The following is a 21,270-nucleotide window of genomic DNA, read 5'->3' as shown; positions in this document are numbered from 1 at the left end:
TCACTTAATCCGCGTTTCGGAGCCGACGAAGCGGATTAACCGAGGAAGCGATCGAGGGGATGTGGATAAGTCGGATACGGCGCGGGGCGGCGTCAGGATCGTGGGATGGAAGCGCACGAGAGTGAGTTCGATGGGCTGGCATTGGCACCGGATGGGTTCACCGTGAGCCAAGGGGTCAGAGCTGGGCTGAGTCGTCACCGTCTCTATCGAGCCGACCTGCAGCGCCCCTTCCACGGAGTGCGCACTGTCGGGGCCAGGCTCGATGACCATCGGGCGCTCTGCAAGGCCTACGCATCTCGAGAGATCGATGGGGAGGCGTTCAGCCACTTCAGCGCTGCGATCATCCATGGGATGCCGCTGCCCCGACATTTTCGTCCTGCAGGGATCGACGTTGCCGTCTTCGCGCCGCGGAAGCCCTCTCGGGTCAAGGGCATCATCCCGCACGAACTGCGACCCGCCGGACACCGCGTCGTCGAGGTGGACGGGCTCAGGTGCATGTCGGCGCAGGACACCTGGGCTCAGCTCTCCGGGTATGTCAGCCTCATCGATCTCATCGCAATGGGCGACTACCTGCTGACGGGTGACGAGCCCTATTCCGGTATACCTAGCGCCTCATCGCGAGACGACCTGGAGGCTGCTGCCCGGCGCCACGGGCGCAGGCCGGGTGTGCGCAACCTTCGTCTGGCGCTGGAGCGCATCCGCTATGGGTCCCTGTCGCCGCAAGAGTCCCGTCTCAGGATCGAGCTGGTAGACGCCGGGCTTCCCGAGCCAGAACTGAATTTCCGCATCCGGGAGCGCAACGACTTCGTTGCGATGGTTGATCTGGCGTATCCCGATCGGCGCGTGGCGATCGAATATCTCGGCGACCACCATCGCACGGACGGTGAGACCTATCAGGCTGACATCTATCGTCGGGAGCGGTTGATGGCCGCTGGCTGGAACGCGGTCTTCGTCACCGCCGCGGACCTGCGCGGCGCAGTTCCGCGCGCGGTGATCAGCGTCCGTCGCGCCCTCGCCATCGCTTCCTCGCTTAATCCGTGATTGGACGGCGTTTCGGCGGATTAATCGAGGAAGCGATGGCGGGGAGGGGGGGAGGGGGAGGTGGGGACGCGGGCTAGCCGGCGGCGAGCTCGCGGGCGCGGGCCAGGGCGGCGTCGGTGGCGCGGGCGAAGAGGGAGGGGAGGTCGGCATCGGAGAGGACGGCGACCGCGCGCTCCGTGGTGCCGTTGGGGCTGGTGACCCGGCGGCGGAGTTCGGTAGGCGTCTCACCGGACGAGACGAGGAGGGAGGACGCGCCCAAGAACGTGCCGTTGACGAGCGTCGCCGCCTGCTCGGGCGTGAACCCTTTCCCGACGGCGGCCTCGGTCAGCGCTTCGATGAGGAGGAAGACGTACGCCGGACCGGACCCGGAGATCGTGCTCAGCGCATCCAGCTGCGACTCGGGAACCTCGACCACCTCGCCGACCGTCTCGAACAGCGCACGGACGACCGTGAGGTCCTCCGCTTCGGTGCGCGTGCCCGCGCTGACACCGGTGACCGCCTTACCGACGACGGCGGGTGTGTTCGGCATCGCCCGGACGACGGACACCGAGTCGGGGAGCAGGGATTCCATTGTCGCAGCGGTCACGCCGGCGGCCACGCTCACGACGACGGTTCCCGGCGCGAGAGAATCGCCGATCTCGGCGAGCAGGTCGCGCACCATGGCCGGCTTGACGGCGACGATCACCACCTGCGCTCCGTCGACGGCGAGGCGGTTCGCGTCGGGATGGGTCGCGGTCGCGTACGCGGTCACGCCGGGCGTTCCGGCGAGCTCGGCAGCGCGCTCCTCCGACCGGTTGGTCACGCGGATGCCGGCCACCTGAACCGCGGGGGCCAGGAGCCCGCTCAGGATGGCGCGGCCCATCGAGCCCGCCCCCAGCATGGCGATCGTGGGAAGGGTCACGTTCTGCGCGTCGTCCATGCCTCCATCCTAGGATTGGACGCATGAGCGCATCAGGTGGGACCAGGGCCATCGTCGCCGCGTTCGCGGCCAACCTCGGAATCGCCCTGACGAAGTTCATCGCGTGGTTCTTCTCGGGCTCGTCGTCGATGCTGGCGGAGGGCGTGCACTCGCTCGCGGACTCGGGCAACCAGCTGCTCCTCCTGCTCGGCGGACGCCAGTCGCGCCGGAAGGCCGACCGCGAGCATCCGTTCGGCTACGGCCGCGAGCGCTACGTCTACGCCTTCGTCGTCTCGATCATCCTGTTCTCGGTCGGCGGCGTCTTCTCCATCTACGAGGGCATCGAGAAGCTGACCCACCCGCACCCGTTGGAGAACGCGTGGCTGCCCATCCTGGTGCTGCTGATCGCCATCGGGCTGGAGTCGTTCTCGCTGCGCACCGCCGTGAAGGAGTCGCGCCCCCACAAGCACGGCATGTCGTGGCCGCAGTTCATCCGTCGCGCCAAGGCCCCCGAGCTGCCGGTCGTGCTGCTGGAGGATGTGGCCGCTCTGATCGGCCTGGTTTTCGCCCTGCTCGGAGTGGGCCTGACGGTCATCACCGGCAACAGCATGTGGGACGGCATCGGGACGGTGCTGATCGGCGCCCTGCTGGTGACGGTCGCGATCATCCTGGGCATGGAGACGAAGAGCCTCCTGGTCGGCGAGGGCGCCACCGACGCGGATGCTGCCGCCATCGAGGAGGCGGTGACCTCCGGCCCTGAGGTCGAGCGCATCATCCACATGAAGACGCTGTACCTCGGGCCTGACGAGCTGATGGTCGCGGCCAAGCTGGCGTTCTCGGGCGAGCACCGTCTGGCCGACGTCGCGGCCGCCATCGACGTCGTCGAGCGCCGTATCCGCGACGCGGTCCCCGCCGCCCGCGTCATCTACATCGAACCCGACGTCTGGATCGACCCGAACGATCAGGCTCCCGCCACCGACACCATCGTCATCAAAGGACTCGAGTGACCCGCACGGCCGTCATCCTGCAGCACGATCCCAGCATCCACCTCGGCAACATCGGGCCGGTTCTCGTCGAGCACGGGTACGAGCTCCGGATCGTGGATGCGAGCGCCGAGGACGTCTCGGCGATCGACCCGAGCGAGGCCGACCTCGTCGTCGTGCTCGGCGGCGAGATGGGCGCGTACCAGACGGACGAGTTCCCGTTCCTGGAGGCCGAGAAGGAGCTTCTGCGCGCCCGCATCGGCGCCCAGCGGCCGACCCTGGGCGTCTGCCTCGGCGCCCAGCTGATCGCCGGGGCACTCGGGGAGCGCGTCTACAGGGGCGACACCATGCAAATCGGTTACCGCCGTGTGGAGCCGACCGAGGCCGGGGTGGACTCCCCTATCCGTCACTTCGACGGGGTTCCTGTGGTGGAGTGGCACGGCGACACGTTCGAACTGCCCGAGGAGGCGACGCTGCTGGCGTCCTCGAACGACTACTCCAACGAGGCGTTCGCGATCGGCGACTTCGCGCTCGCGGTGCAGTTCCATCCCGAGGTCACCGACGAGATGCACGAGAAATGGGTCTCGGACGGGTACAACGAGCTGGACGAGTACGCGATCGACCCGGATGCCATGCGCCGCGACCGGGAGGCGTACTCGGCGCGCATGCAGGAGGCATCCCGTGCGGCGTTCTCCGAGTGGCTGGAGAACCTGCCGGCGTAGTGCCCGCCTCGGCACGACGCCTCAGCGCTTGGCGCGGAAGAAGTCGAGCAGCACTTCGCCGCACTCCTCCGCCAGCACCCCGGCGAACACCTGCACCTGGTGATTGAGGCGGCGATCGCGCAGCACGTCGTAGACCGACCCTGCGGCGCCCGCCTTTTCGTCCCACGCACCGAACACGACGGTGGGGACGCGCGCGGCGAGTACCGCGCCGGCACACATCACGCACGGCTCCAGCGTGACGACGAGGGTGCACCCCTCCAGGTGCCAGTCGTCGCGTGTCGCCGCCGCCTCGCGAAGCGCAAGCACTTCGGCGTGCGCGGTGGGATCGTGGCGCAGCTCCCGCTCGTTGCGACCGGTGCCGATGACCTGGCCGTGCTCATCGATGACGAGCGCCGCCACCGGAACGTCACCCGTGCCGAACGCGAGACGCGCGTCGTCGAGCGCGCGACGCATCCACTGCTCGTACGAGCTGGGCACGGTCAGGCTCACGGCGGTCCTCCGGGGGCTGGATGCGGACGAGTTCGGCTAGCCTTGAGCCTATGCGAGTGCACGTTGCGGACCACCCACTCATCACCCACAAACTGACGGTGCTCCGCGACAAGCAGACGCCCTCTCCGGTGTTCCGCCAGCTCACGGAGGAGCTGGTCACGCTTCTCGCCTACGAGGCGACCCGCGGCGTCCGCGTTCAGCCGGTCGAGATCGAGACGCCCGTGACGACCACCACGGGGGTCGCACTGAGCGAGCCGCGCCCGCTGGTCGTCCCGATCCTGCGCGCCGGTCTCGGAATGCTCGAGGGGATGGTGCGGCTGATGCCGACCGCCGAGGTGGGGTTCCTCGGCATGGTGCGCAACGAGGAGACGCTGGAGCCGACGACGTACGCCGAGCGCCTCCCGATGGATCTCTCCGACCGGCAGTGCTTCGTCCTCGACCCGATGCTGGCGACGGGAGGCTCACTCGGCGCGGCCATCGACTTCCTGTTCCAGCGCAATGCGGTGGATGTGACCGCTATCTGCCTGCTCGCCGCACCGGAGGGCCTCGCCGCCCTGGAGAAGGCGACCGAGGGGCGCAACGTCACCATCGTCCTGGGCTCGCTCGACGAGCGCCTCAACGAGAACGGCTACATCGTTCCCGGTCTCGGGGATGCCGGCGACCGCCTCTACGGGACCGTCTGACGCGGTCGCAATATTGCGTAATCATTTGACACGGCACGTCACGATCGGTTTTACTGGCGTGCATGACTGACAACGCGCGTACCCTGACCTCCTTCGAGGCCCTTGGGAATGCCGGCATGATGATGGCCGGCCGCGACTCCGTCATGTGTTGCCGAATGTGCCGCTAATCTGACGACACTTCGCCGAGCAGCCGCCCTCCGACGCATCACGTCGTGACCGGGCGAACGCTCCCCGGGAGCGCCACTCTCACGCTCCTGCGCATCGGCCCCTCTCTGTAGGGCCACAACACGACACACTTCCCGCACAAATCCCCCGCACCTCCGCCTACCCGCGGATTCTCGTCGCACAGGGATGCGGAACATCATCACTAAGGACTCGATCCCCATGTCTCTTGCCACCATCGACACCGCTTTCCCCCGCACCTCCACCGTTTCGCCGATCAGCCCCGTCCGCCGGGCCGAGTCTTCCGCACCCGCCGCCGCTCCCTCGGAGCCGGCGCCGCGCATCCGTGCCGTCCCTGCCGGCACCGAGGCCCGCGGCTTCGTCCTGTACGTCGGTATCGACGAGGCGAAGGCCGCTGCGGACGGCACCGACCTCGGCCAGCTCGTCGAGGCGCTGAAGCGCCTCACAGCCGAGCTGTCGCCCTCCGCCGAGACGTACGCCGCTGTCGCCCTCGCCCCGGCCGGCGCCGGTGGACGCGATGTGGATGTGGTCCGCCTCGCCCTGCAGGACCCGTCGGCGATCGCGAAACACCGCCAGGCGCTCACCGTGGACGAGGACGAGGACCGGGCCGCCTCCGGCGTCGTCGTCGACATCTCCCGCAAGCGCCTGGTGCTCGACAACCAGACCGTCGCCCTCACCTACAAGGAGTTCGAACTGCTCCAGTACCTGGTGCTGCGCGAGGGCCGCACCATCGAGCGCTCCGAACTGATCAGCTCGCTGTGGAGCGACGCCGACGGGGACGAGGTGCCGAACGAGCGCACGATCGACGTCCACGTTCGCCGCCTGCGCTCCAAGCTGGCGCGCTACGAGGACATCGTGCGCACGGTCCGCGGCGTGGGTTACCGGTTCGACCGCCACGCAGACGTCTCGATCCGCTACGCGAGCGCTCCCTCCCCTGACCTGTTCTGACCGCATTCCGAGCGGAACGGCGCGGGTGCCGAGCCCCATCGGCCGACTCGGGACGTCGGCGGCGCACTGGATGCCAAAAATGCCCTAGGCTGCCGACTGGCCGCGCGCACGTGTCGGGGGACTGCCCGCCCGCGCCGCCTCGAGGAGCGGCGGCGTGGACCCGAGGAGCAACAACTTCGACGTCCTGAGCATGGCGACCGTGCCAGCGTCTCTCGATCGTCCGCCACTGACCGGTACGCGCGTTGCGGAGGATCGTCAGCGCACGTCGGGCACATCCGTCGCCACGCCTCGGGTGTACTTCACCATCATCGACCAGCTGCGCGGCCTCGCCGCCCTCCTGGTCGTGTATTCGCACCTGGTCGGCAACTTTCTCGAGATGAAGCATCGAGGATGGCCGATAGCCGACGTCGTTCGGACCTTCGTTCATGACCCCCTCCACGCAGAGCTGAACTTCGGGTGGCTCGGGGTGGCCCTGTTCTTCTTCGTCAGCGGGTTTGTCGTCACCCACGCGGCCCTGCGCGAATCCCCGGGCGTGTACGTCGTCCGCCGATTGCTTCGCATCTACCCCCCACTGATCGCCACGGCGCTGCTGGTTACGGTCTTGGCGTATCTGGGGACGTTCGTGTCAGGGCTCACCTCGACGCCGGATCCGTTACAGCTCCTGCTCGGCGCATCGCTCGGCAACTACTTGCAGCTCGGACAGCCCCTGCTGATCGCCGTGGGGTGGACGCTCGTCATCGAGATGTCCTTCTACGCGGGGCTTCTGGCCACCAGCTGGCTGCTGAAACGCGTTCCGGCATTGGCCACGACGGCGCTCCTCGTGGTGGTTGCGATCGTCGTGACTTTACACGCGCAGTTGGGGACGACGTTCGCCTTGGCCGCGGCGTTCGTAGCGTTCGTTCCGTTGCTCCTCGCAGGCCAGGTCGTCTATTTCCTCCGCATGCGGATTCTTCCGGTGTGGGCAGGGCTGCTGCTCGTACCCGCCTCCTGGGCGGTATTCGTCTATGGCATGCACAAGACCAGCCCGCTGTTCGCCGACCCAGCCAATGGTTACCTGTCGAATGCGGCACTGGCCTTCGCCGTGTTCGTTGTCGCCGTTCTCCTGGAGGGACGGGTGAAACCGTTCGCGCCGCTCACCGTTGCCGCCCGCCGCAGCTACAGTCTCTACCTCTTGCACGTTCCGGTCGGCTTCACGCTGCTCGTCGCTCTTGTCGACGGCGCCCGACTGCCTTATACGGTCGCGCTGTTCTTGTCGCTGCTCGCCGTCGCCGTCGCAACTGAGATCGCGTACCGGTTCGTCGAGCGGCCGAGCATCCAACTCGCGAGATGGCTCACCACCCCTCGTCAGCCTTTATCTAAAAGCTGACGAGAGGTGATGAGGGATCGGCCTCCGAGCCGGACCCTTACGCGGAGCGCTGGTAGACGCGGAACGCGCTCGTCGCCCACGCGGCCATCACGACGGCCAGCGCAGCCAGCAGGCCCGCATGGAACCAGAGGGTCGCCCAGTCGGGATGGGCACTGAGCGCCTGCCGCCCGACGATGACCGCCCATTCGAACGGGTTGTACGCCGCGACGTTCTGCACCCACTCCGGCGACAGCTTCGTGTTCATGATCGCGGAGCTGAGGAACATCAGTGGCAGCGTGATCAGCTGCGAGATGCCGATCAGCGCGGTCTGCTCGCGAGCCAGCAGCGCGACCGCATTCGACAGTGAGCAGAACACCGCCGTCAGCAGCACAACGCCGAGAAGCAGCAACAGGATGCCGACAACTCCGCCCTCGAAGCGGGCGCCCGCCCAGAACGCGATCGCAACAACGATGAGCGACTGCGCGACTGCGAGGATCGACTGGTACACCAGGGTGGCGACGATCATCGCTCCACGGTTGGTCGGGGACGTGAGGAACCGGTCCATCACGCCGCGGTCCATGTCCTGGACGTACACGGTCCCCGACCACGCGCTCCCGAACAAGGCGAGCATCATCACGACGCCCGGCGTCAGGTATTCGAGGTAGCTCTGTCCGAGCCCGAAGCCGGGGATGTCGATCACCGACTTGAAGAGCTGCCCGAAGAGCAGCAGCCAGATCACCGGCTGCACCAGGTTCATGACCAGGAACGCGGGCATCCGCCAGGCGGCGCGCAGCTGACGGGCGGTCAGCAACAGCGTGTGCGAGAGGAACGTCGGGCCACCGCGGCGCAATGTTCGGGATGGGGTGAGGGCTGCGGTGGTCATGATGCGTTCTCCAGGACGAACTCGGCGGACTCCTGCGCCCGCGTGAAGGTGCGGCCGGTGTGCCGCAGGTAGACGTCGTCCAGGCTGGGCCGGGCGACCGTGGCCGAAGCGACGGCAACGCCGGCGGCCTCGAGCGCGGCGAGCGCGAGCGGCAGGGTCGCCGCCCCGCTGTCGGCGCGGGCGCGCAGGGTGCGGCCGTCGCCGCCCACCTCGCGGAGCGCATCCACCCGCTGCAGGGCGGCCAGCCCGGCGTACGGGTCGGCGTCGGCTGCGAGTTCGACGATCACGGCATCGCCGCGGAGGCCGTTCTTCAGCTCCTCGGGGGTGCCGCCGGCGACGACGCGTCCGTGGTCGACGATCGCGAGCCGGTCGGCGAGGCGGTCGGCTTCGTCGAGGTAGTGCGTGGTGAGCAGCACCGTCAGATTCTCGGCGGTCGTCATCCGCTCCAGTTCCAGCCACAATTCGGCACGCGCCTCCGGGTCGAGGCCGGTTGTCGGCTCGTCGAGGAACAGCACCTCCGGCCGATGCATCAAGCCGATCGCAACATCCAGCTTGCGGGCCATGCCACCGGAGTACGTCTTGACCTGGCGGCCGGCGTGATCGGTGAGTCCGAAGCGGTCGAGCAGCTCGCGGGCGCGGGCCACTGCCTCCCGCCCGGACATCCCCTGCAGGCGCCCGGCCAGCACGAGGTTCTCGACCCCGGTGTCGGACGGGTCGGAGACCGGCTTCTGGGCCACGAATCCGATGGCGCGGCGCACGCGCGATGGGTGCCGGGCGACGTCGATACCGGCGACGAACGCCGTGCCCGAGTCCGGCCGGGTGAGCGTCGACAGGATCTTCATGGTCGTCGACTTGCCTGCCCCGTTGGGGCCGAGCAGGCCGAAGACCGTGCCCGCTTGGGCCTCGAAGCCGAGGTCGTCGAGTGCGCGGATGGGAGGCTTGCCTCGCCCTCCGCTGTAGGTCTTCACGAGGTGGTCGGCGGCGAGCGCCGGCCCGTGTGCGGTAGCCATGGTGGCTTTCCTTTCTTTCTTGATGGTCAGCCACCCGCACGGGATATCCTTGAAGACAGCCCTCGGTGACTGTTGACGCAGGTTCCTTGACGGAACGACTGAAGGTGTGGATGGCCGGAGAGTTGCCGCTCTCCGGCCATCGTTCTGTGTCATCGGTACAGGTCGGCCGCCTCCTGTCCAAAGTCGCCGTCGGCGATGCGGCCGATCAGCTCCTCCATGCCGACGCCGTCGGAGAGCAGCCGATGCAGCTGCTCCCACGATGTGTAGCCGCCGATCGAGCGGTCGCGGATGCGCGAGGCGAGGTCGGCGATGAACGTTCGCTCCGCCTCCATCACCGCCATGCGGTAGTGGGACTCGACCATGAACAGTTCCGGAAGTCCGCTGACCTGCTCGTGCAGCTCGCGGCGGCCTGCCAAGTCGGCGTCCAGCCGGTCGCGCCGGCCCTCGAGGAGGGCCGCGGCGGTCTGCGGCGGGAGCATGGGCAGCAGGGACAGTCCGGTCTCGATCGCAGGGTATTCCTTGACGGGAACCTCGATGAGTTCGCGCAGCCATGACTCGGCCTCGAGCCGCCCGGTGTCAGTGATCGCGTAGACGACCCGCTCCGGGCGGTTGCCCTCGCGCTCGGTTTGCGCCACCTCGATGAAGCCGTGCTTCTCGAGCGACTTGATGACCGAGTACAGCGAGCCGAAGTTGAGGCGGATGCTGTCTTCCTTGCCGCGCTCCCGCATGGTGGTGGTCATCTCGTACGGGTACATCGGCCGCTCCCAGAGGCAGGCGAGGACCGCCAACGCCAACGGGTTGGACACCGCGCGCTTCGCCATGACTTACCTCCCGGATGTCGATTACTCGAATCAGAGTATTCGAACCAGAGTGATGTTGTCCAGACGGTAGTGCGGATTGCGGCTTCAGGATGCGTCAGTGCGCGTAGGCGCGGAAGAACAGCGTCTGCACCGGGGTGGTCGTCGGCGCTTCGCCGAACTCGGTCCTCAGCCGGTGGGCCGTCTCACTCACGAGCACATCGAGGTCGGCCGACCGCCGCCGCAACTGGTCGGCGACAGGGTTGCCGACGATCAGCCCGTCGGCGAAGTCGGCCCAGGATGCGACGGGCGCGTCGTGCGGAACGACATCCATGCGGACCCGCCCGAAACCGGTGGACTGCGCGAGGTCGCGGAGCCGGTTGACATCGCTCAACCCGAACGGCACCCGGTAGAACGGAGGCGGGTCATCCGGGAAGGCCTGCGCCAGCAGACCATCGGTGATGGCGGCGAACCGGTTCTTGGCATGGCCGTCCCAGACCGAGAAGTGAAAGACGCCTGTGGGAACGAGCACCCGGCGGGCTTCGCGAAAAGCCGCCTCCAGGTCGGGAACGAACATGATGCCGAACTGGCACGCGACCACGTCGAAGCTCGCGTCCGGGAACGGGAGGTGCTGCACATCCACCACCTCGACCCGCGTCCCCGGCGGGACTTTGGCGCGGGCGAACTCGAGCATCGCGTCGTTCAGGTCGCTGATCACGAGCTCAGCATCGGGATTGTGGTGCGCGATGGCGGCGGACGAGATCCCCGTTCCCGCGGCGGTCTCGAGGATGCGACGCGGTCGGCTCTCGGCGATCGCCTCGGCGAACACCTCGGCATAGTGACGGAAGATCACCGGCCCGAGACCGGAATCGTAGTGTGCGGGAATCGAACCCGAGAAGCGCGTGGCGTCGTCGTCCACGAGCACGAGATTACCGCTCAGGAGTTCGCTCAGGGATGCATAGATAATTCGCAGAAAAAATAACGACTTGATAACTAGATGCCGTTACCTCTTCGTTATATAGTTCAAGAGCAATGGTTGTTTGCTGTGGCAGCCATCGCGGAATGTGATTGCAGGACACTCTTGGTGCAAGGGAGAGGGTCGGCCGCTAGCCTCTGCGGCCGGCCCTCAATCTTTGTCTGGCGCCCGCTCCTCTCACACTCACCTTCGGCCCGTGGTGGCACGGATGCTGACCAACGCTCATGATGAGAAGATGCGAATGCATTGAGCACGAGCCGGAGGGATGAGACATGACCGAGACGGCGACGCAAAGCCCAGCGAATCGCTTTCGTGTCAGCGCGGTGGCGGCCTGGGAGTCGCTGTTCCGCGCGCAGGTCGCCATTATGCGTACCCTTGCCGCGGAGTTCCCTACGCGCGACATCTCGTTCAACGAGTACGACGTCATGTTCAACCTGTCGCGCCAGCCGAACCGCGAACTGCGGCTGAGGGACTTGAACAAGCATGTCCTGCTCACCCAGCCCAGCGTCAGCCGCCTCGTCGATCGGCTGGTCGCACGCGGGCTGGTGGCCAAGGAGCCGGAGCCGTCCGATGCGCGCGGCACGGTGATCCGCCTGACGGACACCGGGTACGACATGTTCCGCCGCGTGGCCGTCGATCACATGAAGACGATCACCGATCGCGTCGGCGGGCGGCTGACGTCGGAAGAGCTGGAGACGCTCGTCCGGCTCTGCGACAAACTGCGCGGCACCCCGTGACGTTTCCGTTCACAGTTCGACACACCTTCGCCCAGCCCCCAACCTGAGCGTCCGCCTCCCGGAAGCGTCACGCGCGACGCGTAATATTGCCGCCACGGATGAACGGTCTCTACGAGGGAGAAGACGCATGAGATGGGGATGGGCGCCTGCGCTGGCCGGCTTCGTCGCACTGAGCGGCCTGGCCGGTGTGCTCGCAGCAGCGGCGGTCACGCCCGCGGTGGCACTGACCGGATCGGCGGCAGACTCCACCATCAGCGTCTTCGACGGCCTCCCCGAATACATCAAGGTCGAGCCGCTGGCGCAGGCATCGACGATGTACGCGCTGAGCCAGGGCCAGCAGGTCCCCATCGCGAGCTTCTACTCCCAGAACCGCATCGAGGTGGGCTGGGACGGCATCTCGCAGAACCTCAAAGACGCGGCGATCGCGACGGAAGACCCGCGTTTCTATGAGCACGGTGGCGTCGATGTCACCGGCACGCTTCGCGGCGCGGTGCTCACGGCTCTTCACAAGTCGGTGCAGGGCGGCTCGTCCATCACCCAGCAGTACGTGAAGAACATCCTCGTGCAGCGGTGCGAGAACAAGCAGCCCGACCCGACCGCGGCCGATGCGGTGCAGAAGAAGCAGCTCGCCGCCTACGAGACCTGCTACGACGACGCGACGAAGGTCGACCCCTCCCGCAAGCTCAAGGAGATGCGTTACGCGATCGGCCTTGAGAAGGAGTACTCGAAGAACGACATCCTGCAGAGCTACCTGAACATCGCGCTGTTCGGTGGCCGCGTGTACGGCGTCCAGTCGGCGGCCGAGTACTACTTCGGCGTGGCGGCGAAAGACGTCAACCTGCAGCAGGCAGCGACCCTCATCGCCATCCTCAACAACCCCGACAACCTCCGTATCGACAAGCCGGGGAGCAAAGAGAACGGCGCAGCCAACGGGTACAAAGAGACGCTCGACCGCCGCAACTACGTGCTCGACCGGATGCTCGCCAACGGCAAGATCACGCCGGAAGAGCATGCCGCCGCGCGTGCCACCAAGGTCGAGCCGAAGATCACGCCCACACAGAACGGCTGCATGACGGCGCAGCAGTACAACGCCGCGTTCTTCTGCGACTACGTCGAGCGCGTCATCGAGCAGGATTCGATCTTCGGCGGGACCGAGGACGACCGGTCCAACTTCCTCACCCGCGGCGGATTGAAGATCTACACCACCCTCAACCTCGACCTGCAAACGCAGGCGCAAGCCGCGCTGAGCGCCTACATCCCGGCAGCAGACCCGCGCCTCGACGTCGGCTCCTCGAACGTGTCCGTCGAAGTCGGAAGCGGGCGCGTGGTCACCATGGTGCAGAACCGGCCGTACGACAACACGGCAGAGCCGGCGCCGGCGACCACAGCGGTGAACTACAACACCGACTACGACTACGGCGGCTCGGAAGGGTTCCAGACCGGGTCGGCCTACAAGGTGTTCGACCTGCTTGAGTGGCTGCAGGAAGGCCACTCGCTCTATCAGTCGGTCAGTGGCACCCAGCACGTCTTCCCGCAGACCTCCTTCCACGCGAGCGACCCGTGCAACGACATCGGCGGGGCGCCCTGGAACGTCTCCAACGATGAGGGCGAGTCCGTCACCAGCACCTCGGTGATGAACGCGACGGCGCAGTCCATCAACTCGGTCTTCGCGAAGATGGCGACCCAGCTCGACCTGTGCGGTATCAAGCAGCGGGCGCAAGACCTCCTGGTCCACGGCGCTGACGAACAGGCCAACCGGTTCATGGCCAACCCGTCGGCCGTGCTCGGCACGAACTACATCGCGCCGCTGACCATGGCGACCGCGTACGCGGGCCTCGCCAACAACGGTGTGGCGTGCAGCCCGATCGCAATCGACAAGATCGTGAACGCCGACGGCACCGCGCACGCCGTGCCGAAGTCGCAGTGCTCCACGACACCGATCAACCCGCAGGTCGCTGCAGCGGCGATCTACGCCCTGCAGGGCGTGCTGCGCGGAGGGGGCACCGCGTCGTCCGCCAACCCGGGCGACGGCATCCCGATCTTCGGCAAGACGGGCACCACCGACAACTCGGTCGAGAACTGGCTGGTCACCTCCACCAGCAAGGTCGCCCAGGCGACGTGGGTGGGCAACGTCCAAGGCGGAGTGGCGCTCAGAAGCGTCAGCTTCCAGGGCGTGGGCGGCGGAAACGTCAAGTTCTCCATCGTGAAGCGGATCACGGCGGCCCTCAACGCTGCCTACGGAGGCGGGGCCTTCCCGACCCCGAGCGGCAAGTACACCACCGCTCCCGTCGCTCCGAAACCGCCCGCCGCACCCGCCGCGCCGACGGCGCCCGGGGCGCCCGCGCCCGGTGCTGGAAACGGCAACGGCGGAAACGGCAACGGCGGAGGCGGCAACGGCGGAAACCCCCCTGGGCGCAAGCCATAGGCGAAAAGCTGCCTAGCCATCCGGCGTGATATTCGGACTAGTGTTATCGCGTGGGACGCACCCCTGATCCGAACCGCAAACCCGAGCTCCTCGGGCGCATCATGGAGCACGTCGCGACCGAGCCCCTGTCGCGGATGACCTTCCGCAGCCTTGCGAGCGCACTCGGGGTGAGCACCTACTCGTTCGTCTACCACTTCGGGTCGCGACAGGAGATGATCGACGCCATCCTGGAGGAGGGCGTCCGACAGCAGTCCGAATCCCTGACCGGCGTCGACGTGACGGCGTTCGACAGGGACCAGTTCCGCGACTGGTACAAAGAGGCGTTCCGCCACTCGCTGCGCGAGAACAACCGGACCGCGCTGCGGCTCCAGTTCGAGGCGGGTGCCCTCGAGCCCATCGACCCCGACATCGGGAAGCGCATCACCGTCTCGTTCACGCAGTGGCGCGACACGGTCAAGACGTGGCTCAAAAAGCAGGGCATCGAGAGCCGCCGCGCCGGCGTCCTCTCGCACTGGCTGGTCGACTCCGCCGCCGGCCTGCACTTCGGCTTCCTGATCAGCGGCGACCGCAACGGCACCGTCCAGGCCTTCGACGTCTTCCTGACCGCGTTCCTGCGCGAAGTCTTCGGCGACTGAGACCTACCGGGACTCCCGCTCGACCACGGTCTTCACTCCCTCGAGCATCCTGGCCCAGTTCGCCTGCGAGTGCTCCGCCGCTTCGCGCGTCGGGTTGTTGTCCTGGTCGAGGGTGATGCGTGTGCCGCGCGGCACCTCATCCAGCTCGAACCGGAGCGTGTGATAGTTCTCGGGCGCGTCCGGCAGCCCGCTGAGAGGGCTGAAGTGGGTGAGGACGATGCGCCACGGTTCCTCCCGGTCATCCAGCTCGATCACCCGGCCGTGGTCCTCGACCTGCTTGCCCTCCCACTCGACGCGCCAGACGATCTCCGATCCGATCCGCCAGTCCGAGACGATCTCCGCGCCGAACATGATCTCGGGACGCGCTCCGTTCGACGTCAGCACGTCCCACACCGCGCGGCGCGGCGCCCTCACGTCGACCTCCGCACGCGCCACATACTCGCCCATTCGCAGCCTCCCGCCGTCGTGTCGCCCATCCCACACCCGTCGGAGCGGGGTGCGCAAGGCCGGATCACCCTCGGGCCAGGACGACGGCCTCCCACGGGCGAAGACTGCCGAACGATGTCTGGGATCCTGGTCCGGAAGGTCGGACGTTGGTGAGCACGACCTCCGCATCGGACCAGCCGGGCAGCGTGTCCGCGTCGAACACCGCTTCGGTTCCGCTCAGGTTTGCGACGACGAGCAGCGACCGGTCGCCGAGCGACCGCGTGTACGCGAAGATCTGCGGATGGTCGGCGAGCATCAGCTCGTAGTCGCCGGTCGCGATGACCTCCGACCGGTGCCGTAGGTCGATCAGCGCACGGTAATGGGCGAACACCGAGTCGTCGTCGGCCACCTCCGCCTCCGCATTGATCTCGGCGGCGTTCGGATTGACGGAGATCCACGGGTTCCCGGACGTGAATCCGGCGTTCGTCCCGGAAGTCCACTGCATCGGGGTTCGCGCGTTGTCGCGGCTGGTCCGCCGCAGTGCCGCGAGCACCTCGTCCGGAGACGCGCCCAGGATGTCGACGGCCTCGGCGTAGTGATTCAACGTCTCGATGTCGCGGAAGTCGTCGATCGCGGCAAACGGCACGTTCGTCATCCCCAGCTCCTCGCCCTGGTAGACGTACGGCGTGCCGCGCATCAGATGGAGGATCGTGCCGAGAGCCTTGGCGGACTCCACGCGGTACTCGCCGTCGTCGCCGAATCGGCTGACGACCCGCGGCTGGTCGTGGTTGTTCCAGTACAGGCTGTTCCACCCGACGCCGGCCAGGCCCTCCTGCCACTTGCTGAGGTTGCGCTTGAGGTCGAGGACGGACGCCGGCCGGTGGTCCCATTTGCCGCCCGGCCCGTGGTCGAGGTCGACGTGCTCGAACTGGAACACCATGTCGAGTTCGCCGTTCCGCGGATCGGTGAAGCGCCGAGCCTGCTCAACGTCGACGCCCGGCATCTCCCCCACGGTCAGGTACCGGTCGCCGCGGCCGAGGAACACGCGCTGGTGCATCTCGTGCAGGAACTCGTGGATGCGCGGCCCCTGACCGTAGTACGGGTAGGCGTCGCCGAAGAGCGCACCTGCCGGCACCTCGCCGTCCGGCAGCTCGGTTACCTTCGAGATGAAGTTGATCACGTCCATCCGGAAGCCGTCGACACCGCGGTCGAGCCACCAGTTCATCATTTCGTAGACGGCTTCCCGCACCTCCGGGTTCTCCCAGTTGAGGTCCGGCTGCTTCCGCGAGAAGAGGTGAAGGAAGTACTCGCCCGTCTGCGGATCGAGCTGCCAGGCCGGGCCCGAGAAGAAGGAGCCCCAGTTGTTCGGCTCGGCGCCCCGCTCCCCCGGCTGCCGCCCGCCGCGCGGGGGACGCCACCAATACCAGTCCCGCTTCGGGTTGTCGGTGGATGAGGCCGACTCGATGAACCACGGATGCTCGTCGGACGTGTGATTGACGACGAGGTCCATGACGAGTTTCATGCCGCGCGCGTGGAGTCCCTCCAGCAGCTCGTCGAAGTCCTGGAAGGTGCCGAAGAGCGGGTCGATCGCACGGTAGTCGCTGATGTCGTACCCGTTGTCGTCGCCTGGCGATGCGTAGATCGGCGACAGCCAGACCACGTCCACGCCGAGCAGTTTGAGGTAGTCGAGGTGCTGGATCACCCCTTGGAGGTCGCCGATCCCGTCGCCGTCGCTGTCCGCGAAACTCCGCGGGTAGACCTGATAGACGACCGCCGACTGCCACCACTTGTCGCTCACGGGCCCACCCTACCCGGGCTGCGGGACGCCGACCCGCGCGGCCGTGCCGGTCCGAAAGGGAACAGCTCACCCGCTTCTGGCCAGGTCGCAAACGGAGGAAACCGCGATTGAGCCGTCCCGGCGGGCCTCCGTTCGACGACGTATGCCGGCGTGTCACAGGACGATTCCTCCGTTCGCCGCACCGTCGGAAAGGGCGCGGACACGTCGAGCCGAGTCAGTCGGTGGGCAGCACGACGCGCCGGCCGGTGCGCGCGGACTCCCGGGCCGCGAGAGCGACCCGCAGCGCCTCGACCGCCGCGGCCACCGGCGCGCGGGACGGCGCGACCCCAGTCTCGATACAGTCGACGAAGTAGCGGGCCTGCGCGGCGAACGCGTCACCGGCGTCGGGAGCGGCTGCATCCACTCCCGCATCTCCGACGACCTCGAGGCTCGACTGGAACGGCTGCCCGGGCGGAAGGTCGGAGACGCTCAGCAGCTGCGCGACGCCTCCGCCTTCGTATTCAATGGTCGTGGCGACCGGCGCACCGAAGCCGCCGCCCCCGAGTCGCACGGTGGTGACCGCGACGGCCCGTCCGAGCAGGGCGTTCGCCTGGTCGATGTCGTGGATGGTGAAGTCGACGAGCAATCCACCGGACCGCTTCTCATCGGCGAGCCAGTCGTATCCGACCGGGGCGTCCGAGAGCCGGGAGGCCCGCACCACCCTGACGCGCCCGACCGAGCCAGAAGCGACACGCTGAGCAAGTGACGCGTACCCGGGGAAGAACCGCACCACGTGGGCGACCATCAGCGTGCCGGGGGCTCGGGATGCGGCGTCCGCGACGAGCAGCGCGTCCTGCACGGTCAGGGCGATCGGCTTCTCGAGCAGCACGCTCCGTCCGGCGTCCAGCGCCTCGATCGCCAGCTCGACGTGCGACGGCGTCGGCGTGCAGATCGACACGATGGTGACAGCAGGGTCCTCGAGCGCTTCGCCGAGGGAGGTGGCCCAGCGGGCGTCAGGCGCGTCGGTCAGTTCGGGTCGCCGCCGCGGGGAGACCGCCCAGAGGACCGGGATGTCGTTGCGCGCCCAGGCCGACGCGTGCGCGTGGCCCATCCGCCCCGCGCCGACGATGGCGACGCCGTGGCTCATCGCACGACGAGGTCGACCCGCGCGGGATCGAACACCGAGTCGAGGATGAGACGCCCGGCCCCGCGGATGCCGGCGTTCTCCTTCGCCACGCTCACCGCGATGTCGAGCTGGTCGGTGATCATCGGCAGGCAGTCCGAGTAGATCGCCGAGCGGACCCCGGCGACGAACGCCTCGGCCTCCCCGAGAATGCCGCCGAGCACCAGACGCTGGGGGTTGAAGAAGTTCATGATCGTCGCCAGCACGCCGCCGGTACGGAGCCCTGCCTCCCGTAGCTCCTGGGTGGCACGAGGATGTGCGTCGCGGGCAAGCGCCAGCACCTCGCGCGTGTCGGTGATCTCGACCCCGGAGGCGCGCAGGGCCTGCACGATGGCGGCACCGCCGGCCACCGCGTCCAGGCACCCGATCCGGCCGCAGGAGCAGAGCACATCCGGGGCGCCTGGCACGGTGACGTGGCTGATGTCCCCTGCCATGCCGTGGAAGCCGTGGTAGACCCCGCCGAACGCGATGATCCCGCAGCCGATGCTCGAGCCCGCCTTGACGAAGACGAGCTCGCCCACGTCGGCGCCGAGCGAGTCGTACTCGCCCAGAGCCATGAGGTTCGCATCGTTGTCGGCCGCGGCGGGAAGACCCGTGATCGCGGTCAGTTCGGCCGCGACGTCCACGCCGTTCCAGCCCGGCATGCGTGAGGGCGAGACCATGCGGCCGGTGGTCGAGTCGACCGGGCCGGGGAGGCCGATCCCGAAACCGCGCAGAGTCTGTCCGGGCTGTGCGTGCTCGCGGGTCAGCTCAGCGCCGACGTCGGCGATCCAGCCGAGCACGGCAGCGGGCCCCCTGCCGATGTCCATGGTCTCCGTGCGGGAGGCGAGGAGCCGGCCGCTCAGGTCGATCAGCCCGAAGGTGGCGTGATGGGATCCCAGGTCGGCGGCGCAGACCACCCCGGTGGACGCATCCACTTCGAGCGCCCGCGGGCGGCGACCGCCGTGAGAGACGCCTGCACCCGCATCGCGGAGGTATCCGGCGGCGATGAGCGCGTCGACGCGCTGGGAGACCGTGGACGGCGAGAGGCCGGTGCTTCGGGCGAGGTCGGCTCGCGAATGGGAGCGACCCGAACGGACGAGGTCGAGGATGCCGCCCGGCGTTCCGGGCCCGGCGTGAACCGGTGTGCCCTCGATCATGCTCGTCGTGCTCGCCATCGGCGCTTCCCCTCGGGTGGCGGAGGGCTCAGGAACTCCGCGTTGCGTTGAGAATACTGTACCGACTTTGTTCGATATCGCATTATCTAATTTCGATATTGCGATTATTGCTCGTTACTTAGTACGCTCATCGAAACCTTCCCGAAGACGATGCGAGGAACCCGGATGACAGCAACGGACGCCCGACCCATGGTGAGCCTGCGCGCGGTCGACAAGTACTTCGGCGACCTCCACGTGCTGCAGAACATCGACCTCGATGTCGCCGAGCGCGAGGTCGTCGTCGTGGTCGGCCCTTCGGGATCCGGCAAGTCGACCCTCTGCCGCTCCATCAACCGGCTCGAGACCATCGACGCCGGCGAGATCCGCGTCGACGGTGAACTGCTCCCCCAGGAGGGTGCACCGCTCGCGAAGCTTCGCGCCGAGGTCGGGATGGTGTTCCAGTCGTTCAACCTGTTCGCCCACCGGACGATCCTCGAGAACGTCACGCTCGCTCCCCTCAAGGTGCGCAAGCTCGGCAAGGATGCGGCCCGCGCCCAAGCGATGGAGCTGCTCGACCGGGTCGGCATCGCCGACAAGGCGGACAGCCACCCCGCTCAGCTCTCCGGCGGACAGCAGCAGCGTGCGGCCATCGCCCGCGCGCTCGCCATGCAGCCCAAGGTCATGCTCTTCGACGAGCCGACCAGTGCACTCGACCCCGAGATGGTCGGCGAGGTGCTGGATGTCATGACCTCCCTCGCAAAGGAGGGCATGACGATGATCGTCGTCACCCACGAGATGGGATTCGCTCGCCGCGCGGCCGACCGCGTCGTCTTCATGGACCGCGGCCAGATCGTCGAGCAGGCCGCTCCCGCCCAATTCTTCGACTCGCCGGCCACCGCGCGGGCGCAGTCGTTCCTGGCCTCGGTGCTGTCGCACTGACACACCGCGCGAGGCCGCGCACCACCGGCTCCACCATCACATCCATCACACATCAGAAAGGGATGCACCCCATGACCCGCAGCATCCGCAGGAAAAGCGCCGTCGCCGGCGTCCTGCTCGCAGCCGTGACGCTCGCCGTCACCGCCTGCTCCGGAAACACGGCACTGCCCGGCAGCGACGCCAGCTCGACCGCGTCCGGAGACTCCGTGCTCGCCGGCGCGCCGGTCGCGAAGGCCGACCTCATCCTGTCCAACTCCACCATGGAGAAGATCAAGAAGCGCGGCAAGCTCATCGTCGCAGAGGCGCTCGACGCCCCGCTGCTGTCGCAGCAGGACCCGACCGACCCCTCGCAGGTGAACGGCTTCGACGCCGAGCTCGCCAAGCTGCTCGCCACCTACATCATCGGCAAGCCGAACGTGGAGATCGTTCCTCCGGCGTCCGAGACGCGTGAGGCGATGCTGCAGAACGACACGGTCGACGTCGTCTTCAATACGTACACGATCACCGAGGAGCGGGCCAAGCAGGTCGACTTCGCGGGTCCCTACTTCGAGTCCGGCCTGGCTGTCGCGGTCAAGAGCGACAACAAGGACATCAAGAGCGAAAAGGACCTCGACGGCAAGAATGTGATCGTCGGCGCCAACACGCCGGCTGTCACCGAGGTGCCGAAGATCGCGCCGAAGGCGACGGTCACGGCGTTCGGCACCGACCCGGCCGCCGTCCAGGCCCTCATTCAGGGCCGCGGCGACGCGTACGTGCAGGACTACACCCTGCTCGCTAGCGACGCGGCCAGCGAGAAGCAGATCAAGGTCGTCGGCCAGCCCTTCACGAAGGAGCCGTACGGCATCGGCCTGAAGCACGGCGACGACGACTTCAAGAAGTTCGTCAACGACTGGCTGAAGACGATCCAGAAGGGCGGCCAGTGGGGCAAGGCGTGGAAGACCACGCTCGGCACCGTGACCGACTCCGAGATCCCGACGCCTCCGGAGATCGGGTCCGTCCCCGGCTCCTGATGAGACCGGTCGGATGCGCGTGCAGGCGGCCCCCACGCCCGCGC

At 67.6% G+C, this 21,270-nt stretch carries 21 protein-coding genes; 11 read left to right on the top strand and 10 right to left on the bottom strand.

Annotated features, from left to right (window positions below; translation table 11 throughout):
• Positions 1-105 precede the first annotated feature (105 nt).
• On the top strand, positions 106-1,041 hold the full coding sequence (locus tag AB4Y74_RS00750; RefSeq protein WP_441797207.1) for a hypothetical protein: 936 nt from the start codon (positions 106-108) through the stop codon (positions 1,039-1,041).
• A gap of 73 nt (positions 1,042-1,114) precedes the next feature.
• Here the strand turns inward: AB4Y74_RS00750 and proC are convergent, their stop codons facing one another.
• Positions 1,115-1,960 (bottom strand): pyrroline-5-carboxylate reductase, encoded by an 846-nt coding sequence (gene proC / locus AB4Y74_RS00745; RefSeq protein WP_441797206.1) that lies wholly within the window; start codon positions 1,958-1,960, stop codon positions 1,115-1,117.
• A 23-nt stretch (positions 1,961-1,983) separates the two neighbouring features.
• Between proC and AB4Y74_RS00740 the strand changes: the two genes are divergently transcribed.
• Both AB4Y74_RS00740 and AB4Y74_RS00735 read left to right on the top strand, forming a co-directional pair.
• Positions 1,984-2,946 carry a cation diffusion facilitator family transporter gene (locus AB4Y74_RS00740; RefSeq protein WP_441797205.1) on the top strand — a complete coding sequence of 321 codons (963 nt, stop codon included), beginning with the start codon at positions 1,984-1,986 and terminating at the stop codon, positions 2,944-2,946.
• A complete protein-coding gene (locus tag AB4Y74_RS00735) occupies positions 2,943-3,644 on the top strand; it encodes a glutamine amidotransferase (protein ID WP_441797204.1) in 702 nt (233 codons plus the stop codon). Before AB4Y74_RS00740 ends, AB4Y74_RS00735 begins: the two co-directional genes overlap by 4 nt.
• Before the next feature lie 21 nt (positions 3,645-3,665).
• Here the strand turns inward: AB4Y74_RS00735 and tadA are convergent, their stop codons facing one another.
• Positions 3,666-4,133, bottom strand: coding sequence for a tRNA adenosine(34) deaminase TadA (gene tadA, locus AB4Y74_RS00730; RefSeq protein WP_441797203.1), 468 nt, complete (start codon positions 4,131-4,133; stop codon positions 3,666-3,668).
• A 50-nt stretch (positions 4,134-4,183) separates the two neighbouring features.
• On the opposite strand from tadA, the gene upp reads away from it, so the two are divergent.
• The 3 genes from upp (at position 4,184) to AB4Y74_RS00715 (ending at position 7,313) form a co-directional block, all read left to right on the top strand.
• Positions 4,184-4,816, top strand: a complete 633-nt coding sequence (gene upp / locus AB4Y74_RS00725; RefSeq protein ID WP_441797202.1) for a uracil phosphoribosyltransferase — start codon at positions 4,184-4,186, stop codon at positions 4,814-4,816.
• Positions 4,817-5,200: 384 nt separating this feature from the next.
• Positions 5,201-5,947 (top strand): winged helix-turn-helix domain-containing protein, encoded by a 747-nt coding sequence (locus AB4Y74_RS00720; protein ID WP_441797201.1) that lies wholly within the window; start codon positions 5,201-5,203, stop codon positions 5,945-5,947.
• Positions 5,948-6,101: 154 nt separating this feature from the next.
• Entirely contained in the window at positions 6,102-7,313 is a 1,212-nt protein-coding gene (locus tag AB4Y74_RS00715) for an acyltransferase family protein (RefSeq protein WP_441797200.1), read from the top strand.
• Positions 7,314-7,350: 37 nt separating this feature from the next.
• Here the strand turns inward: AB4Y74_RS00715 and AB4Y74_RS00710 are convergent, their stop codons facing one another.
• The 4 genes from AB4Y74_RS00710 to AB4Y74_RS00695 form a co-directional block, all read right to left on the bottom strand.
• On the bottom strand, positions 7,351-8,175 hold the full coding sequence (locus AB4Y74_RS00710; RefSeq protein ID WP_441797199.1) for an ABC transporter permease: 825 nt from the start codon (positions 8,173-8,175) through the stop codon (positions 7,351-7,353).
• Positions 8,172-9,185 (bottom strand): ABC transporter ATP-binding protein, encoded by a 1,014-nt coding sequence (locus AB4Y74_RS00705; RefSeq protein WP_441797198.1) that lies wholly within the window; start codon positions 9,183-9,185, stop codon positions 8,172-8,174. The genes AB4Y74_RS00710 and AB4Y74_RS00705 overlap by 4 nt, the downstream gene beginning before the upstream one ends.
• A gap of 149 nt (positions 9,186-9,334) precedes the next feature.
• A complete protein-coding gene (locus AB4Y74_RS00700) occupies positions 9,335-10,006 on the bottom strand; it encodes a PadR family transcriptional regulator (protein ID WP_441797197.1) in 672 nt (223 codons plus the stop codon).
• A 94-nt stretch (positions 10,007-10,100) separates the two neighbouring features.
• Positions 10,101-10,901, bottom strand: coding sequence for a class I SAM-dependent methyltransferase (locus tag AB4Y74_RS00695; RefSeq protein ID WP_441797196.1), 801 nt, complete (start codon positions 10,899-10,901; stop codon positions 10,101-10,103).
• Between the two features lie 329 nt (positions 10,902-11,230).
• Here AB4Y74_RS00695 and AB4Y74_RS00690 point away from each other — a divergent pair, with 329 nt between their 5' ends.
• The 3 genes from AB4Y74_RS00690 (at position 11,231) to AB4Y74_RS00680 (ending at position 14,755) form a co-directional block, all read left to right on the top strand.
• Entirely contained in the window at positions 11,231-11,695 is a 465-nt protein-coding gene (locus AB4Y74_RS00690; RefSeq protein WP_441797195.1) for a MarR family winged helix-turn-helix transcriptional regulator, read from the top strand.
• A 127-nt stretch (positions 11,696-11,822) separates the two neighbouring features.
• Positions 11,823-14,120: a transglycosylase domain-containing protein gene (locus AB4Y74_RS00685; RefSeq protein ID WP_441797194.1), complete on the top strand. Its 2,298-nt coding sequence runs from the start codon at positions 11,823-11,825 to the stop codon at positions 14,118-14,120.
• A gap of 50 nt (positions 14,121-14,170) precedes the next feature.
• Positions 14,171-14,755: a TetR/AcrR family transcriptional regulator gene (locus tag AB4Y74_RS00680; RefSeq protein ID WP_441797193.1), complete on the top strand. Its 585-nt coding sequence runs from the start codon at positions 14,171-14,173 to the stop codon at positions 14,753-14,755.
• A gap of 3 nt (positions 14,756-14,758) precedes the next feature.
• Here the strand turns inward: AB4Y74_RS00680 and AB4Y74_RS00675 are convergent, their stop codons facing one another.
• The 4 genes from AB4Y74_RS00675 to AB4Y74_RS00660 all read right to left on the bottom strand — a co-directional run bounded on the left by AB4Y74_RS00675 (position 14,759) and on the right by AB4Y74_RS00660 (position 19,298).
• Entirely contained in the window at positions 14,759-15,202 is a 444-nt protein-coding gene (locus tag AB4Y74_RS00675) for an SRPBCC domain-containing protein (protein ID WP_441797192.1), read from the bottom strand.
• A 64-nt stretch (positions 15,203-15,266) separates the two neighbouring features.
• Positions 15,267-16,979 carry a glycoside hydrolase family 13 protein gene (locus AB4Y74_RS00670; protein ID WP_441797191.1) on the bottom strand — a complete coding sequence of 571 codons (1,713 nt, stop codon included), beginning with the start codon at positions 16,977-16,979 and terminating at the stop codon, positions 15,267-15,269.
• Positions 16,980-17,193: 214 nt separating this feature from the next.
• Positions 17,194-18,105, bottom strand: coding sequence for a Gfo/Idh/MocA family protein (locus tag AB4Y74_RS00665; RefSeq protein ID WP_441797190.1), 912 nt, complete (start codon positions 18,103-18,105; stop codon positions 17,194-17,196).
• Positions 18,102-19,298, bottom strand: coding sequence for an ROK family transcriptional regulator (locus tag AB4Y74_RS00660; RefSeq protein ID WP_441797189.1), 1,197 nt, complete (start codon positions 19,296-19,298; stop codon positions 18,102-18,104). Before AB4Y74_RS00660 ends, AB4Y74_RS00665 begins: the two co-directional genes overlap by 4 nt.
• 165 nt (positions 19,299-19,463) lie before the next feature.
• On the opposite strand from AB4Y74_RS00660, the gene AB4Y74_RS00655 reads away from it, so the two are divergent.
• Both AB4Y74_RS00655 and AB4Y74_RS00650 read left to right on the top strand, forming a co-directional pair.
• On the top strand, positions 19,464-20,216 hold the full coding sequence (locus tag AB4Y74_RS00655) for an amino acid ABC transporter ATP-binding protein (RefSeq protein WP_441797188.1): 753 nt from the start codon (positions 19,464-19,466) through the stop codon (positions 20,214-20,216).
• Positions 20,217-20,287: 71 nt separating this feature from the next.
• Entirely contained in the window at positions 20,288-21,226 is a 939-nt protein-coding gene (locus tag AB4Y74_RS00650; RefSeq protein ID WP_441797187.1) for a glutamate ABC transporter substrate-binding protein, read from the top strand.
• The last annotated feature ends 44 nt before the right edge of the window (positions 21,227-21,270 follow it).

It is taken from the genome of Leifsonia sp. RAF41, from assembly GCF_052114085.1.
Taxonomy (GTDB): domain Bacteria; phylum Actinomycetota; class Actinomycetes; order Actinomycetales; family Microbacteriaceae; genus Leifsonia.
This window is presented reverse-complemented; position numbering and strand designations above follow the sequence as displayed.